At 40.9% G+C, this 16546-nt stretch carries 14 protein-coding genes; 6 read left to right on the top strand and 8 right to left on the bottom strand.

What is annotated here, in order from left to right; genetic code table 11:
• Positions 1-46 precede the first annotated feature (46 nt).
• The 4 genes from RMZ41_RS20445 to RMZ41_RS20460 form a co-directional block, all read right to left on the bottom strand.
• The gene (locus RMZ41_RS20445; RefSeq protein ID WP_322639886.1) at positions 47-502 is read right to left on the bottom strand and encodes a tellurite resistance TerB family protein; all 456 of its coding nucleotides are present in this window, start codon (positions 500-502) and stop codon (positions 47-49) included.
• Positions 503-958: 456 nt separating this feature from the next.
• The gene (locus tag RMZ41_RS20450) at positions 959-2107 is read right to left on the bottom strand and encodes an AI-2E family transporter (RefSeq protein WP_322639887.1); all 1149 of its coding nucleotides are present in this window, start codon (positions 2105-2107) and stop codon (positions 959-961) included.
• Between the two features lie 90 nt (positions 2108-2197).
• Positions 2198-2389: a hypothetical protein gene (locus RMZ41_RS20455; RefSeq protein ID WP_322639888.1), complete on the bottom strand. Its 192-nt coding sequence runs from the start codon at positions 2387-2389 to the stop codon at positions 2198-2200.
• 118 nt (positions 2390-2507) lie between these two features.
• Positions 2508-3068 carry a Uma2 family endonuclease gene (locus RMZ41_RS20460; RefSeq protein WP_322639889.1) on the bottom strand — a complete coding sequence of 187 codons (561 nt, stop codon included), beginning with the start codon at positions 3066-3068 and terminating at the stop codon, positions 2508-2510.
• Between the two features lie 195 nt (positions 3069-3263).
• Between RMZ41_RS20460 and uvrA the strand changes: the two genes are divergently transcribed.
• From uvrA to RMZ41_RS20475, 3 genes are read left to right on the top strand one after another with little or no spacing between them, the layout of a single operon-like run.
• Positions 3264-6254 (top strand): excinuclease ABC subunit UvrA, encoded by a 2991-nt coding sequence (gene uvrA / locus RMZ41_RS20465; RefSeq protein ID WP_322639890.1) that lies wholly within the window; start codon positions 3264-3266, stop codon positions 6252-6254.
• 37 nt (positions 6255-6291) lie between these two features.
• The gene (locus RMZ41_RS20470) at positions 6292-7485 is read left to right on the top strand and encodes an ATP-binding protein (RefSeq protein ID WP_322639891.1); all 1194 of its coding nucleotides are present in this window, start codon (positions 6292-6294) and stop codon (positions 7483-7485) included.
• Positions 7482-8531, top strand: a complete 1050-nt coding sequence (locus RMZ41_RS20475; RefSeq protein WP_322639892.1) for a ParA family protein — start codon at positions 7482-7484, stop codon at positions 8529-8531. Before RMZ41_RS20470 ends, RMZ41_RS20475 begins: the two co-directional genes overlap by 4 nt.
• Before the next feature lie 166 nt (positions 8532-8697).
• Here the strand turns inward: RMZ41_RS20475 and RMZ41_RS20480 are convergent, their stop codons facing one another.
• The 3 genes from RMZ41_RS20480 to RMZ41_RS20490 form a co-directional block, all read right to left on the bottom strand.
• Positions 8698-9126 (bottom strand): DUF2358 domain-containing protein, encoded by a 429-nt coding sequence (locus RMZ41_RS20480; protein WP_322639893.1) that lies wholly within the window; start codon positions 9124-9126, stop codon positions 8698-8700.
• A gap of 12 nt (positions 9127-9138) precedes the next feature.
• Positions 9139-10284, bottom strand: coding sequence for a glycoside hydrolase family 10 protein (locus tag RMZ41_RS20485; RefSeq protein ID WP_322639894.1), 1146 nt, complete (start codon positions 10282-10284; stop codon positions 9139-9141).
• Between the two features lie 188 nt (positions 10285-10472).
• Positions 10473-11303, bottom strand: a complete 831-nt coding sequence (locus RMZ41_RS20490) for a DUF1206 domain-containing protein (protein ID WP_322639895.1) — start codon at positions 11301-11303, stop codon at positions 10473-10475.
• 189 nt (positions 11304-11492) lie between these two features.
• Here RMZ41_RS20490 and RMZ41_RS20495 point away from each other — a divergent pair, with 189 nt between their 5' ends.
• On the top strand, positions 11493-12356 hold the full coding sequence (locus tag RMZ41_RS20495; protein WP_322639896.1) for an alpha/beta hydrolase: 864 nt from the start codon (positions 11493-11495) through the stop codon (positions 12354-12356).
• Between the two features lie 303 nt (positions 12357-12659).
• Entirely contained in the window at positions 12660-13115 is a 456-nt protein-coding gene (locus RMZ41_RS20500) for a pentapeptide repeat-containing protein (RefSeq protein WP_322639897.1), read from the top strand.
• Positions 13116-13386: 271 nt separating this feature from the next.
• Here the strand turns inward: RMZ41_RS20500 and RMZ41_RS20505 are convergent, their stop codons facing one another.
• The gene (locus RMZ41_RS20505) at positions 13387-15501 is read right to left on the bottom strand and encodes a M3 family metallopeptidase (RefSeq protein WP_322639898.1); all 2115 of its coding nucleotides are present in this window, start codon (positions 15499-15501) and stop codon (positions 13387-13389) included.
• 208 nt (positions 15502-15709) lie between these two features.
• On the opposite strand from RMZ41_RS20505, the gene RMZ41_RS20510 reads away from it, so the two are divergent.
• A complete protein-coding gene (locus RMZ41_RS20510) occupies positions 15710-16384 on the top strand; it encodes a Uma2 family endonuclease (RefSeq protein WP_322639899.1) in 675 nt (224 codons plus the stop codon).
• Positions 16385-16546: the final 162 nt, after the last annotated feature.

A 16546-nucleotide genomic window follows, 5' to 3' on the forward strand; every position in this document is an offset into this window, starting at 1 on the left:
CTCAAATTAATGATGGTAGATGACTGAGGTTACAATTCAAAAAGGATTACTCCTCTTCCTCTTCTTCTCCGAACACTGCGTCTATAAGTTCTTGTGCGCGTTCGTCTGAAATATTTAGGGCTTCCTGAAGCTCAGAGATATAATCTTGTTCTGCTTCGGGTACTTCTTCGTCAATCCCCACCACTAAGATAGCTGTGATGTATGCAGCTTCACGATAGCCTCTATTGGGTAAGGATTCGATGGACTGGGCGATTAAATCTTCTGGTTCTTCTTCTTCAATTAAATTGACGACTTTTTCGGTCAATTCTTCAAAGTCTTCTTCAGAGTAATCTTCAAATAAGTCAACCCGACTGAGAAATTCACTTAAAGCATATTCTTCTGTTGAAGAAATACCTTCACCATCAGATGCTGCGGAAAATAGTCCAAGGATTGCGATCGCAACTTCTGGTTCTAGAGCAACTGAACTAACACTACGGCCTTTGGGCAACTTGCGTTTAGACATAATTATCCTCTAAAAGTTACGTGATATTTCAGGAAGTGAAAAGCTTCCTAAAATGTAGGATTCCCAAAAGAATGCAGAAAAATACATTGGTATAAATATTTCTTCATAAAAAAATCCGCCGAGGAATATACCCTAAGCGGATAAAAACGGTTAAATAATCTTGAATATCAAGGTTTTAAGGCAATACGATTCAGTTAAGGGCTATTGGTCAAAAATTTTGGTTTTTGAGACGCGATAAATCGCCGTCTCTACAAGTGTTTTGGGTTTTAAGGACTTGTATACAGCACCGCAGCCCAAAAGCTGGACTTCAGAATAAAAAGCAAGAAATCGCTCAGGTAAGCTGAGTTGGCAAGAAGAAAAATTAAAAAAATCAGAAATCAAGCAGGTTTTTGGTCTAATTTACGTAAATACGAAGTTTACTTTTAAGTAAAGAGTTAATCTAAAATCAAAAACTGATTAATCTTCTCTTCGCAAAATATCATCAATCGGTTGCTCCCGATTAACATTTGAACTATCTGCTGTCCAATAGTCATCTACTTCAGGAGATTCAGAAACTACTACTAACTCAGTCTCTTTTTTACGATCGTTTTCCCATTCATCCAAAACATCTTTAATTAAAACTTCTTGCAACCAAATCTTCGCAACAACAGTCAGGGGGAGCGCTAGAAATAATCCTAAAAAGCCAAAGAAAGTAACGAAAAATAGTTGGGCAATTAAGGTGATAGCGGGTAGCAATGATACTTGATGCGCCATCACGACGGGCGTAATAAAATTGCTCTCAATCTGTTGAATTACAAAGTAGAGAATCAAGACAGCTATGGCTTTCCACGGTTCATCTAAGAAGGCGATCGCCATTGCTGGGATTACGCTCATTGTTGGGCCAAGGTTGGGAATTAGGTTAAAAAATCCGGCTAAAACCGCTAAAGCTAGTGCTGCCTTGACATGCAAAATTAATAAGCCAATGAAACTCATCACCCCTACTACAAAGATGGCAATGAAAGCGCCTGTAATCCATCCCTCCAAGGAGACTTCACATTTATCTAAAATCCCATCTACCCGTCGCCGATAAAATGAGGGAAAAAGCCGCACAAATACTTTGCGATAAGCTACAGGATCGGCTAATATCATTCCTGTCAAAACCAAAACTAGCAAAATCTTGAGAACGACTTCCAAAGAGCCAGATACAAAGGCAAAAGAGTTTCCTAGCAAGCGATTGGCGAATGGCTGTACTTGTTGAATTAGAGCATTTATATCTGGAATGTAAGGAACTAACTGGTCAGGAATACGAGTTCTTAAAGCATCAAGCCAACTATTAAAGCGCCCAAACCCTTTAGGAACTTGATAAGTTAATTCTTGAAACTGCTGGGCAAATGGCGGCACAATTAGCCAGAAAAAACCCACGACACCTGCAAAAAAGATAGCTACTGCTAAGAGAACGGCGAATCCACGCTTCATCCCAAAGCTTTGGAAGCGTTTTGCTAGCCGATTTAAAGTGGTGGCTAAGACAACTGCGGCAAACATGAGTAAAAGTACTTCTTTAATTTGCCAGAGGATGTATAAAGAAAGAACTATGGCGATTAAACCGATCCATTGACCGAGGTTCACAGGCTGACTCCCAACGGTTGGCGAGATGCAATTTTGTTGTAATTCAGCTAGGTTAGCTGATTTTAGTCACTTGTGCGTACATCATTTAAGTTAATTTTGTTTCTGTGTTTGAAATCGCCACAGTAGCGCGATCGCTATAATCACAATCGGCAACAATACTATAATGAGCGCGTTGGTTGCTGTCGCCGGAATTGGTACACTTGGCCCTGCATATTTAATTAATAGCGATAACAAAGCTGAGAGCGAAAGTAGTTTCAGAACCAATCCTAGTTGATTTCCCATAAAAGTACGGCAGACAAATTTTTGTGGATGTACTCGATGGGCTATACAACCCAGTTTCTACAATAAACCTACGGATACAATCCTTTGCAATTTTCTTTGGGAAATGTGTTTGCTTTCTTTACGTCAAACTCAACCAGCCAAAAATTTGTTCTCCAGTCAGTTCCAACTCAATACCCTCAAGAATAGGTAATTTCTCAGTACCTTCGTATAATTCCACTCGCTGTCCAGGAAAAATCCCCAGCACACTTTCGTCTTCTGGGTTGATTAACCAGCCCAGTTCAGTACCATTGCGCGAACAATGCAATAATTTACTCAATACTTTTTTTAACCTTTGATCTGGGGAAAGAATCTCAATTGCCCAATCGGGATGAATTTCAAAACGATTGGCAATTCTGCCAGATGGAGTTTTAGGAATTCTATCCCAGCGAAATACAGAGACATCAGGGACGATAGAAGCACCGCCAAAGGTGCAACGCAGTTCTGGGAAAGCGTAAGCAATTTTTTGGCTTCTAGCTATGCCGTTAATTGTTTCGCAAAGAGTAGCTTGGAGCAAGCTATGTTCACCTTGAGGCATTGGTTTTTGAATAATCTCCCTGTTAATAAAATCTGATGCTGGTTCAGTTTCCGGCAATTTTAGGAAGTCGTCTAAAGTTAGTTGGGGTTGACTTGCAATAGTCATAAGCAAATAGCATAAAGGAAATGGTTTAATTATGTGCGATCGCCTACGGGGATCTTGCTACGCTTCCAAAGTATGTCTGCGGACTGAATCTGGAAGAAGAACTAATTAAAACAGTACGATTGTTCTACTATAAACTGATTAAAGATAGTATTATTAAGGACTGTTTCATAAGAAACTCCTTCTTTGCCGCCCAATATGTCAGACAAACAGCTAGCAGCATCCTTGAATGGACATCTTCCGTACCCCAGCCACAACAGCCAGAATACCATTCGGATTCGGGGTGCTAGGCAGCATAATCTGAAAAATATTGACTTGGAATTGCCACGCGATCGCCTAATCGTATTCACTGGCGTTTCTGGTTCTGGTAAGTCTTCCCTAGCCTTTGATACTATTTTCGCTGAAGGGCAACGTCGTTACGTAGAATCCCTCAGCGCCTACGCACGGCAATTTCTCGGACAACTGGATAAGCCGGATGTGGAAGCGATTGAAGGCTTAAGTCCAGCAATTTCTATTGACCAAAAATCAACGTCTCATAACCCCCGTTCCACTGTGGGTACGGTGACGGAGATTTACGACTATTTGCGGCTGTTGTTTGGTCGCGCTGGCGAACCCCATTGTCCGATATGCGATCGCTGTATTGCACCCCAGACAATCGATGAGATGTGCGATCGCATTATGGAATTACCAGATCGCACCCGCTTCCAAATTCTTGCACCCGTTGTCCGGGGGAAAAAAGGCACACATCGTAAGCTTTTGTCAAGTCTTGCTTCTCAAGGTTTTGTCCGCGTGCGAATCAATGGGGAAATCCGCGAACTGTCAGATTCCATTGAATTGGATAAAAATTTTACTCACACCATCGAAGTGGTAATTGACCGCTTGGTGAAAAAAGATGGTATCCAGGAACGTTTGGTTGATTCCTTGTCTACGTGTCTCAAGCAATCGGGTGGGATTGCCAGTATTGTCATTAGTCATTCGTCATCTGTCATTAGTGACAACCAAGACCAAGCAACAAATACTTCGGCTTCTCTTCGAGACGCTACGCGAACGCTCAGTACAAGTGACAAAGGACAAATGACAAATGACAAAGAAGAAGAATTAGTATTTTCGGAAAATTTTGCTTGTCCAGAACATGGCGCGGTAATGGAAGAATTATCACCACGATTGTTCTCGTTTAACTCGCCTTATGGTGCTTGTCCGCACTGTCATGGAATCGGGACTTTAAGAAGATTTGCGCCAGACTTGATCGTACCTGACTGGGAAGCGCCAGTTTATGCTGCGATCGCGCCTTGGTCGGAAAAAGATAATTCTTATTATTTGGAATTACTCTATAGTGTAGGACAAATTTATGGATTTGAGTTACAGACAAATTGGAGCAAGCTGACAGAAGAACAGCAGCAAACTATTTTGTATGGAGAGAAAGATGAACGAGCCGCAGAAGCAAAGAGAAAGCAGAGTTTTAAAGGTGCTATTCCAATTTTGCAACGGCAATATGAGGGTGGTTCGGAATTAGTTAAGCAAAAATTAGAGCAGTATTTAATCGATCAACCGTGTGAAGTTTGTCTGGGAAAACGGTTAAAACCGGAAGCCTTGGCAGTGAAGTTGGGACAATATGGAATTTTAGAATTAACTGGGGTATCGATTCGGGATTGTCGGGAGAGAATTGAGCAATTTAAATTGAGCGATCGCCAGTTACAAATTGCTGATTTAGTCCTCAGAGAAATCAAAGCTAGATTGCAATTTTTGTTGGATGTAGGTTTAGATTACCTCACCCTTGACCGTCCCGCCATGACTCTTTCTGGTGGCGAAGCCCAACGAATTCGTTTAGCAACGCAAATTGGTTCTGGTTTAACAGGAGTTCTCTACGTTTTAGATGAACCGAGTATTGGTTTGCATCAACGAGATAATGGTAGATTGCTCAAAACCCTAACTAAATTGCGCGATTTAGGTAATACATTGATTGTCGTTGAACACGATGAAGAAACTATTCGCGCAGCCAACCACATTGTTGATATTGGCCCTGGTGCAGGAATTCACGGTGGAAATATTATCGCCCAAGGTGATTTTCAGGCGTTATTAACAGCAGAAGATTCTTTGACAGGTGCATATTTATCAGGAAGACGAGTAATTACCACACCAGCAGAACGCCGGGAAGGAAATGGGCGTAGTTTGGGAATTAAAAATGCCCATCGCAACAATTTAAGAAATATAGATGTAGACATTCCGCTAGGTAAACTCGTCTCCATTACTGGTGTATCTGGTTCTGGTAAATCTACTCTGATTAACGAATTACTATACCCATCTCTGCAACACCATTTAACAAAGAAAGTTCCGTTACCGAGACATTTGGATAAAATTCAGGGATTGAATGCGATTGATAAAGCGATCGTTATCGATCAATCTCCCATTGGACGCACACCGCGTTCAAACCCTGCAACTTACACAGGAATTTTCGATGCAATTCGGGATGTATTTTCCCAAACAGTAGAAGCGAAAGCTAGGGGTTACAAACCTGGACAATTTTCTTTCAACGTTAAAGGTGGACGTTGCGAAGCTTGTAGCGGACAGGGTGTAAATGTTATTGAAATGAACTTTCTCCCGGATGTTTACGTGCAATGCGAAATTTGTAAGGGTGCAAGATACAACCGCGAAACATTGCAGGTGAAGTACAAAGATAAGTCTATCTCTGATGTTTTGAGAATGACAGTTGAGGAAAGCTTAGACTTTTTTCAGAATATCCCCAAAGCGATCGCGCGTTTGCAAACTTTATTTGATGTCGGGTTGGGTTACGTCCAACTAGGACAACCTGCGACTACCTTATCTGGTGGTGAAGCGCAACGGGTGAAATTGGCAACAGAACTATCTCGACGCGCCACAGGTAAGACACTTTATTTAATAGATGAACCGACAACAGGGTTATCTTTTTACGATGTCCATAAATTATTGGATGTATTGCAGCGATTGGTAGATAAAGGGAATTCAATTTTAGTAATTGAACACAACTTAGATGTAATTCGTTGTTCTGATTGGGTAATAGATTTGGGGCCAGAAGGTGGCGATAAAGGAGGAGAATTGATTGCTGTAGGGACACCGGAGGAAGTTGCAAAAAATCCCAGGTCTTATACTGGGCAATATTTAAAGCAGGTGTTGAAGCAATATCCGGCAAATACAACTACTATGAAAACATAGATAGACAGGCTGACGGGTCTTTAAAAGGAGAACCTCAATGAATGATCGGGAGTTAGAAATTCTCCTGAACGACCTAGAATCAGATCGGGTAGAACGTAAGGCTTCAATATCTGACCGGAATGTAATTCGTCAGGCTATTTGTGCATTTGCCAATGACTTACCGAACCACCAACAACCAGGAGTCCTATTTATTGGAGTTCACGATAACGGTAGATGCGCTAACCTTGCCATAGACGATAAATTTTTGCTTACACTCTCCGATATGCGCTCTGATGGCAACATCTTACCTTTTCCATCAATGATTGTCCAAAAACGGACTATTGGCGGATGCGAACTAGCAGTTTTAATTGTGGAACCTTCAGATGCTCCACCTGTACGCTTTAATGGACGTGTTTGGATCAGAGTTGGCCCCCGTCGAGCTACTGCTACAGCAGAAGAAGAACGTCGTTTAGCTGAAAAAAGACGCTCAAAAGACTTACCTTTCGATTTACGACCCCTATCATCAGCCAGTTTAGATGACCTCGATTTAGAAATTTTTCGTCGAGTTTATTTGCCTTCTGCGTTGGCAAACGATATTCTTCAAGAAAATCAACGCACTGTTGAACAACAACTTAAATCAATGCGTTTTACAACAGTTGATCTGTTACCTAAACCAACTATTTTAGGCGTACTAGTTATAGGTAACGATCCTAGACAATTCGTTCCTAGTGCATATATTCAATTTCTTCGCATTGATGGCATCGAGTTAACAGACCCTATTAAAGACCAAAAAGAAATCGGCGGCCCGCTTCCAGATTTGTTGCGGATGCTGGACGAAACTTTTCAAGTTCATATTTCAGTAGCAACAGACATTACTGCTCAACCAATAGAATTGCGACAGCCTGACTATCCAATAGTTGCCTTACAACAATTAGGAAGAAATGCCGTTATGCATCGCACTTATGAAGGGACAAATGCGCCAGTAAGAATTACATGGTTTAATGACCGAATTGAAATTCAAAATCCCGGTGGCCCTTTTGGGCAAGTAAATCGGCAAAACTTTGGACAACCAGGTATAACAGACTATCGAAATCCTCACCTAGCCGAAGCGATGAAAAATCTTGGCTATGTTCAGAAATTTGGGGTAGGAATTCAATATGCTCGGCAGGAACTTCAAAAAAATGGTAATCCACCTCTGGAATTCACTGTAGAAGATACTCATTTGTTGGTCATTCTTAGGAAAAAACTATGAGTGCAAAGATTATTGCTTTCTTTAATACTAAGGGAGGTGTTGGTAAAACTACTCTAGTTTATCATCTAGCATGGATGTATCAAGATTTAGGGCTGCGGGTAGTTGTCGCTGATCTAGACCCACAAGCTAACCTTACTATTAGTTTCTTAGATGAGGAACGCTTAGAATTATTTTCCTTAAACGAAAATAAAATAGATACTATTTTTGATTGTGTGAAACCCCTGTTAACGGGTATTGGTGATATTGATAATCCACATTTAGAATATATCCCAGAAAATCAGTTCTCAGAAGATAGAGCCTCATTATCTTTGTCTACAGAAGTAGGAAGATTAGCTCTTTTACCTGGAGACTTAATGCTTTCTAGTTTTGAAGATGAGCTTTCAGCGCAATGGAATAATTGTCTTGATGAAGGTGGTCAAGAAAGAGCTTTACAGGTAACTTCTGCTTTTTGGAGAATTCTCCAAAAAGCAGCCGTTAATCATAAAGCAAATGTAATATTGATGGATTTAAGTCCAAGTTTAGGAGCAATCAATCGTGCAGCATTAATTGCAGCAGATTATTTGGTGATACCACTTACATTAGATTACTTTTCCTTGATAGGTTTACGCAGCCTTGGTGATATTTTGCAATCTTGGAAAAATGACTGGAAGAATATATTAAGTAAAAACCTAACTACAAGCTTGTCGTTACCCAATGGTGATATACAACCTATTGGTTACGTTGTTTGGCAGATGCCAATGCGATTAGACCGCCCAGCAAAAGTAGATAATAGAACAATATTTCAAATTCAAAACACTTATCAAGAATTAATTTTAAATCAGCCTATTGAAAATCAAATCTCTATCGAAAATAATCCAAACTGTTTAGGATTAATTAAAAGCTACCACAGCCTGATGACAATGGCTCAAGAAGCTCATAAACCTATGTTCCACTTAAAACCGGCTGATGGTGCTATTGGCGCTCATACTAAAGCAGTGAAAAACGTTTATAGTGATTTTAAAAAATTAGCTTATAAAATAGCAGAACAAACGCAAGTGGAAATCTGAGAATTCAGTTTATTTTAAAACGTAAAAGTATTTTTTTCATAGTTTAAACAAAATTGTTTTTGGCAAAATTGTCGCAGCTTTTTTCGGCTGATAACGTGCATTAATTTCTTATTTCAGCGTTTCTCAGCTTGTTCTGGATAAATTTTTAGCTCACTATGTATCTAAATTAGCTCTCTTCTCCCCTTTGCCAAAACTGTTGTAAAATCTCTCCAGGTTTACGATCCCAAGTGTCAATATGCTCGTATATTAAGTTATCTTGGTTTAATTTATACGTTGAATAGCCATTAAAAAGTAAACCTGCTTTCCAAGGAACGCGCAACACTCCCCGTACTGTCCACTTTGCTAAAATCGTATCTTCGGCTGACTGATAAACCTCATGCACATCAAAGTAAATTTGGGTAAAAAATAGCCGAGCGTGAAATCGCAAAGTCCAAAATATAATGCGATAGTTAAATTTGTATTTGAATGTATTTACTGGGTCTTTAAAGTAGATATCATCTGTATAAATGCCATAAGAAATATCTTTTTCAAAAAGTGTTGGTAAATCCTCTTTTAAAGTTTTAATTACCTGTTCTACCAATAATTGAGATTCCACGCGCATTTTTCCTTAAAAAATCTTTTTTAACAACCGTTGCCAAATTGAAGATGTACTCTTGTTAATCACACTACCCGCACTCAAATCTGACAGAGTGGGAAATGATGCAGACTTAGCATAGGGGCCATTTCGCAAAACTTTAGCTAGGGTATTGTTATTTTCGCGCAAACCTTCGTAAAAAAAGAATACCTCTCCTTGAATACCAAGTTGACGATTGTATTCAATTGCCTGCACCAAATATTCTGGACTAATACAATAATTGCCAAGCTTCATCAATATTCCCGGTGCTAATTTTGGCAACGTCGCATCTGTGAACTGCTGGTTTCCCAGTTTATCAGCGATCGCACAATAACTCCCAAAGTCACGGCGATAAATCTGCGGCTGAATCATATCAACTATTCCCCGCTTTAGCCATGCGGGTGAGTCTTGCAGATATTCCTGGAATGCCCAATCATGGATATTAGGTGCGATCGCTACTAATAAATTAGGATTCACCGCTTTCACTTCCCGGTAGAGACGCGCCAAAAACTCAGTGAGAATATCTGCACGCCACTGTAACCAGTGTATATCCTTGGGGTTCTGTGGCGGATTGCGATCGCATTCCTGGCGATAACGGCTGACAGTTCCCTCATCATAGCCACCTTCACAGGGAAATGCAGGGAAGCGATCGTCTCCTTGAACACCATCCACATCATAATTCTTTACAACTTCCAGCACCAAATTTAACAAGAATTCCTGCACCTGTGAGTCGAGTGCATTCAACCACTCAAAACCATTTTTTTTCAGTAAGTTACCGTTAAAATCACGTGCAGCCCATTCCGGTTTTTTCTGTAAAAGCACACCACCATTCAAATTGTAAGAACTAGCAAAACCGTATTCAAACCAAGGAATGACTTTCAATCCAACTCGCCGCGCCTCCACCACCACTTCTTCTAAAGGGTCACGACCTACAGACATCGGATCAATTTCCACTCCAAAAGTCTGCTGCATTGTTTGGCTAGGATACAGAGTTACCGCCTTATTCCAAACAACAGGAAACACCACATTAAATCCCGTCTCAGCCAGAAAATCCATCGCCTCAGCAATGCCTTCCTTTGACCTTAGAACTTTACTATCAGTAGTGGTCAGCCAAATACCACGAGTTTCTATTATTGCCATTTCTATAAACTGAAATTCTCCGCACTGCACCATCTAAACATTGACTAGTTTTAATTAAAAATTAAAGATTAAAAATTGAAAGAAATAATAATTTTTAATTAATTAATTTTGGGTACAAGCCCCCACTGATAGCGCAGCATTAGCGACGTAGGAGCATCTTGCAATTTTTAATTAATAATTTTTAATTTTTAATTGGAGCGAAGCGACTTGACTAGCCGACGATACCGCGCCTGTATTATTGTGTAAATTCCATAAGCAACCAAACCTAACGCCACAATCCCCAAAAGCCATGCTCCATAGGGCTGTTGTGCTAGCGTCTGTAATACTTCATCCAAACCTTCAGCGGTAGCGGCGTTCGATTGTCTTGCAGCTTCGATTAAGAACCACCCGATAATAGAAAATACTATACCCCGTGCCGCTAAACCAAATCTGGAAATCCTGATTACCCATTGAGCTTGTGTATTGCTTAACTCTGTTAAATTGAGTTCTTTACGAAATTTAGCACTAAAAGCTTTATAAAACTGATAGAAACCTAGAGCGATTACAAACACTCCCACAGTTCCAACTAACCATTGACCAAAGGGTTGAGAAAGCAAACGTGCTGTCCAATCTTCAGTAGAATCACTACTATTTTTACCGCCGCCTGTACCCATAACTATTTTCACAGCACTTAAGGCTAAACTTCCATAAATTAGTCCATTAACTGCGTAACCAATTCGCACTGCCAAACCTTTGGCATCATTACCTTTATTTTCTGGGTCTTTAATTGCTTGTACAAAACGCCAGATTACGTATCCAATCAAGCCAATTGCAACTAAAGTCAGCAAAAATTTACCAAATGGCTGGTTGACGATTGTTTGGAGAGCGCCTTGGGTATCAGTTGTTTTACCACCCCTGCCAAAAGCCGCCTGTGCTGCCAGTAGTCCAACTATACCGTAAACTACTCCCTTGGAAACATAGCCAAATCGTCCCAGTCGTTCAACCCACAATGAAGCATGGTTTGTCAACTGTTGTGTCATGATTAGTTGGAGAGAATTATATTTACCTTCTACCAAAATTTACCCACGATTCACATCTACCCCAAGGCAAATTGTCTAATCTTTTTGCAAAAAATCACTATTGTAATACTGTCTTTTAATAGATGTAAGGCTGCTCTAAATAATATGTAATATTATTTAGTATTTTATAATGCTTAATTTAGATTAATTATGTCTTTAATAGAAAGTTCTTGGAAACACGAATATATAATTACCAATGGGGTAAAACTACACTACGTTACCCAAGGTGAAGGCCCTTTAATGTTGATGTTGCATGGCTTTCCTGAGTTTTGGTACTCTTGGCGGCATCAAATACCAGAATTTGCCCAAAATTTTAAAGTTGTCGCCGTTGATTTGCGTGGTTACAACGATAGTGATAAACCAAGTGAGCAATCAGCTTATGTAATGGATGAGTTTATCAAAGATGTTGAGGGAGTAATTAAAGGTTTAGGATATCAAAAATGTGTATTAGTTGGGCATGATTGGGGAGGTGCGATCGCTTGGAATTTTGCTTACGCTCACCCGGAAATGTTAGAGCAACTAATTATCCTTAACTTGCCTCATCCTGCTAAATTTGCCCAAGGGTTACGCACTCCCCAACAGTTGCTACGTAGCAACTACATATTTCTCTTTCAACTACCGTGGCTACCAGAATTACTTTTACAATCTTTAGATTACCAAGCTATTGAAACAGCTTTTAAAGGTACGGCGGTTAACAAGAGTGCTTTCACACGAGCGGATATTAACGCTTATAAGGATGCTGCTGCAAAACGCGGCGCGCTTACAGCAATGTTGAACTACTACCGCAATATTTTTCAACAGAGAATGCTAAATCCAAATTGGGGCGTGCTGGAAGTACCAACGCTGATGATTTGGGGAGAAAATGACACAGCACTTGGGAAAGAACTAACTTACGATACCGCAGCTTTTGTGCGGGATTTTCAAATCAAATACATTCCTAATTGTGGTCATTGGGTGCAGCAAGAACAGCCTGAATTGGTTAATCAGTATATGCGAGGATTTCTAAAGACTTAACCTAATTTATTATCAAATCATTTGGTCGAGTATAAATACTTATCAAACTAGCCAAATTATGGCGAGTATTACAAGCTCTTAAAAAGATTTAACAGAGATTTAACACTAGCATTTTTTTAGAATTTATTGGCTAAAAATCGACCATAAAGAGGATATATGGCATTTTTTATCTCGCTATCATAGCTGTTTCATATTACAACCTGCTTGTTAGTACATAGACAGATTGACCTCACGAAGTTTAATGAGATAATAGAGTTGTGAGGGACAGAACGGACGCAACTTGATTATTAAGGGGGAAAATATATGAAACTCCAGCTATTAGCGGCCATGGCCTTAGCAACTCCCCTATTTTTCGCCAACTCGGTTAAAGCCGAGAATCCGCAGGACTTACAAAAGCTGCTTTCAACTGGGGAATGTATCCAGTGCAATCTATCGGGAGCTAACCTAAGTGGCGCTCATTTAATTGGTGCTGACTTGAGAGGCTCCAAGCTTCAAGGAGCCAACCTTGTAGGGGCTAACCTCGAAGGTGCTGACTTAACTGGTGCAAATTTGGCAGGTGCTAACTTAACATCAGCTTATGTAACCAATGTGAATATGAAGCAAACCAATCTCAACGGAGTAAATTTTACTCGCGCGACAATTCACGATTCTAATGTGTATAAAGCATCAATGAACGATCTTAATCTAACTGATGCCGAGATATTTAACACTGGAATCGGGATTGGTGGAGAAGATGCCGAAATTCCCGATTGGAAATAGGCTGAACTGAGTAGGCAGGTAAAAATAAATACAACATTGAAGAAACTGGTTTTTGCCAGTCTTATCTTTAAAATCTGCCTATACAAAAATGAAAAATGAACCCCTTCTGCCTTGTAATCACTTTACATGACGAAAGCAGAGGGGTTTTTTATTTGGATTGAGCCGATATCTACGTCAATCAGGTTTAGCTAGCACCAAAAACCTAACACTTGTCTGGCTTAAGGATTGATGCAAGAGACATTGCAATGCAACGTCCCTACAGAGATATTGTTTAGTTTACAGCAGCGCTGACTAAACCATTGTGCCTGAGCAAAGCGATCGTACTCGGTTCACGACCCCGAAAACTTTTAAACACCTCCATTGGATGCTGACCACCACCAAGCGCCAATACCGTATCCCGATAACGCCTACCTGTAGCTTTTACAGCCTCTTCATCTTCTAGCCCAGCTTCTTCAAAAGCGGCAAAAGCATCAGCGCTCAGTACCTCAGCCCATTTGTAACTGTAGTAACCAGCCGCATAGCCACCCTCAAAAATATGTCCGAAAGCACATAAAATCGCATCTTCTGGAAGTGGCTGTAAAACAGTAGTAGTCTTAGCTATGCGATGGCGCACGTCTGATGGAGTTTCCTCACTACCAGGTTTATAGCGGTAGTGTAGTTCTAAATCAAGACTGCTCAGGTGAATCTGCCGCAACATAGCAGTACCACTCATATAATTACGCGCCGCTAGCAGCTTTTGATAATAATGTTCTGGTAGGGCTTCACCAGTTTCGTAATGCTTCGCCATACCAAACAAAGTGGGTCGCTCATAGCACCAGTTTTCCATAAACTGACTAGGTAGTTCTACTGCATCCCACTCCACATTATTGATGCCTGCGGCTCCCGGATAGTCAACCTTAGTAAGTAGATGGTGCAATCCATGACCAAATTCGTGGAACAAAGTCTCTACTTCATAGAAGGTCATCAAACTAGGTTTACCATCTACGGGAGGGCTTTGATTACACACCAAATAAGCTACTGGTAAGCGGATGGCAGTGCTACCATTTTCAGTGATTTTACCCCGATTAATGCACACATCCATCCAAGCACCACCGCGTTTCTCGGCTGGACGGCTATAGGGGTCTAAGTAGAAGTAGGCTATGGGAGAACCAGTTTCATCAGCAATTTGGAAATAACGGACATCCTCATGCCATACTGGTGCTTGACCATCGGCAGAGGTGACAGTAACACCAAACAGCCGCTTAACTAATCCAAATAAACCGTCTAACACCTGGGGAAGCGGGAAGTAGGGACGCAATTCTTCAGCAGTAAAGGCAAATTTTGCTTCTCGTTGGCGTTCTGCCCAAAAGCTGGTATCCCAGTGTTGTAAATCTTCAGCTTCTGCTGCTCCCTGTGCTGCGGCAAAAGCTTTGAGTTCTACTAAGTCTTTGACAGCAGCATCATAACTAGCACGGCGTAGTTCTTCTAGTAAGGCGTTGACTGCCTCAACATTGGGAGCCATTTTACTAGCCAGACTCAATTGAGCAAAACTTTTAAAGCCTAGTATATCTGCAAGTTCTTGGCGCAACTTCAAAATGCGCTCAATTAAGGGGTTGTTATCCAAATCGCCACCAGAAGCGCGGGTGATATAAGCTTTATAAAGTTTTTCACGCAAATCTCGCCGGGTGCTGTGCTGCATGAAAGGGGCATAACTGGGAAAGTCTAAAGTAATCCGCCAGGGGCCATTTTCTGGTGTAGCGTTGCTTTCGCCAGCTGCACGAGCAGCTTGGGCTGCTAAACTCACTAAGCTTGGTGGTAAGCCGTCAATTTCCGCTTGTGTTGTCAGGGTTAAGCTGAAGGCTTTTGTGGCATCAAGTACATGGTTAGAAAATTTGGTAGAAAGTTCTGCTAACTCCATCTGTATGGCGTTGAAACGCTCTCTTGCCTCTCCTTCTAAGCCAACACCAGAAAGTTCTGCATCTCGGATGGCGGCTTCTACAATCCGTTGTTGGGCTAATTCTAAAGTAGCCCAATTCTCATTACTACGAAGTGCTTTAAAAGCATTGTAGATGGGTTGACTTTGACCGAGCTTGTTGATAAATTGTACGACTAGTGGCTGTACAATTTCATGAGCTTCGCGCAGTTCCGGGCTATTTTTGACACCCATTAGATGATTCACCACCCCCCAACTCCATGTAAGGCGTTCTGTCAGCTTTTCTAAGGGTTGTACTAAACCACTCCAAGTAGGCTGTATGCTAGCTTCTAAAGTGGCAAGCTGTTGGTCAAGTTCTGCCAACAACTGATTGAAGGCTGGTACTACTAGTTCTGGTTTAATCTCTGCAAAGGGAGGTAAACCAACGCCTTGAAGTAGGGGATTGTCGGAAATAATGATGGTACTTGCACTCATGATTTTGTGTGAACTGCGAACGAAAAAAATCAATAATGATTTTTATTTATATATATCTTCTAATGTAGCGATCGCTGCACTAAATAGTCTTGCCATTCTGACAAAATGGCAAAAAAAGCGAGAATTACTCATAAAGTTCCAAAAATATCAGCGAAAGTCTCTGAGATAATATACTCATGCACCCATCTTTTCAATCAGGTGGCTAATTATGACTAGCCTCTTACCCAGTTCTCAATCAACAGAAGTTTTTTATCCAAGCTCGGATGGTGAACCTTTGGCAGAAAGTTATGCTCATTTATGCGCTCTATTGGCAACTTTAGAAGTATTGAGGCAATATTTACTGGGTAAGCAAGCAATGGTTTTAAGTAACCAGTTTCTCTACTATGCTCAGGGTTTTCCGAGGTTACGGGTAGCTCCAGATGTAATGGTGATTTTTAATGTTGCTCCTGGAGGGCGAGATAATTACAAGATATGGGAAGAGGGACAAGTACCTGTAGTCATCTTTGAAATGACCTCGGAGGGTACTAAAAACCAAGACATGGGCTTTAAAAAGACACTGTATGAGCAGTTAGGGGTACAAGAATACTGGTTATTTGACCCCAAGGGAGAATGGATTAAAGAGCAATTGCAAGGGTATAGGCTGCGAGGCGAGATGTATGAACCAATTACAGATAGTCGATGTGAACCTTTGCAGCTGCGGTTGCAAATAGAGGGGCAACTGATTGGTTTTTATCGAGAAGATACTGGTGAAAAGTTGCTGATTCCAGAGGAATTGGCAGAGGCGCTAAAACAGGAAAGATTAGCGAGGGAACAAGCACAGTCCCAGGTGGAAAGGTTGAAAGAACAGTTAAGATCGCTTGGTGTTGAGCCTGACACTATTTAGCTACCTTAATTTAAGCTCATACGATCGCTAAAAGATATGATAATGTACTATGTCAAACAGGTAGCTCGTCCGCTAGTGTATGCATTAACCTGAAAGCGCAGTTTACGTTCAAGAATCCTACACTTTTAAGGCGTGGGAGTGTCAAATTAACTGAGCGCGATC

Origin of the sequence: Nostoc sp. DedVER02 (assembly GCF_034530675.2) — a bacterium.
Lineage (GTDB): Bacteria > Cyanobacteriota > Cyanobacteriia > Cyanobacteriales > Nostocaceae > Nostoc.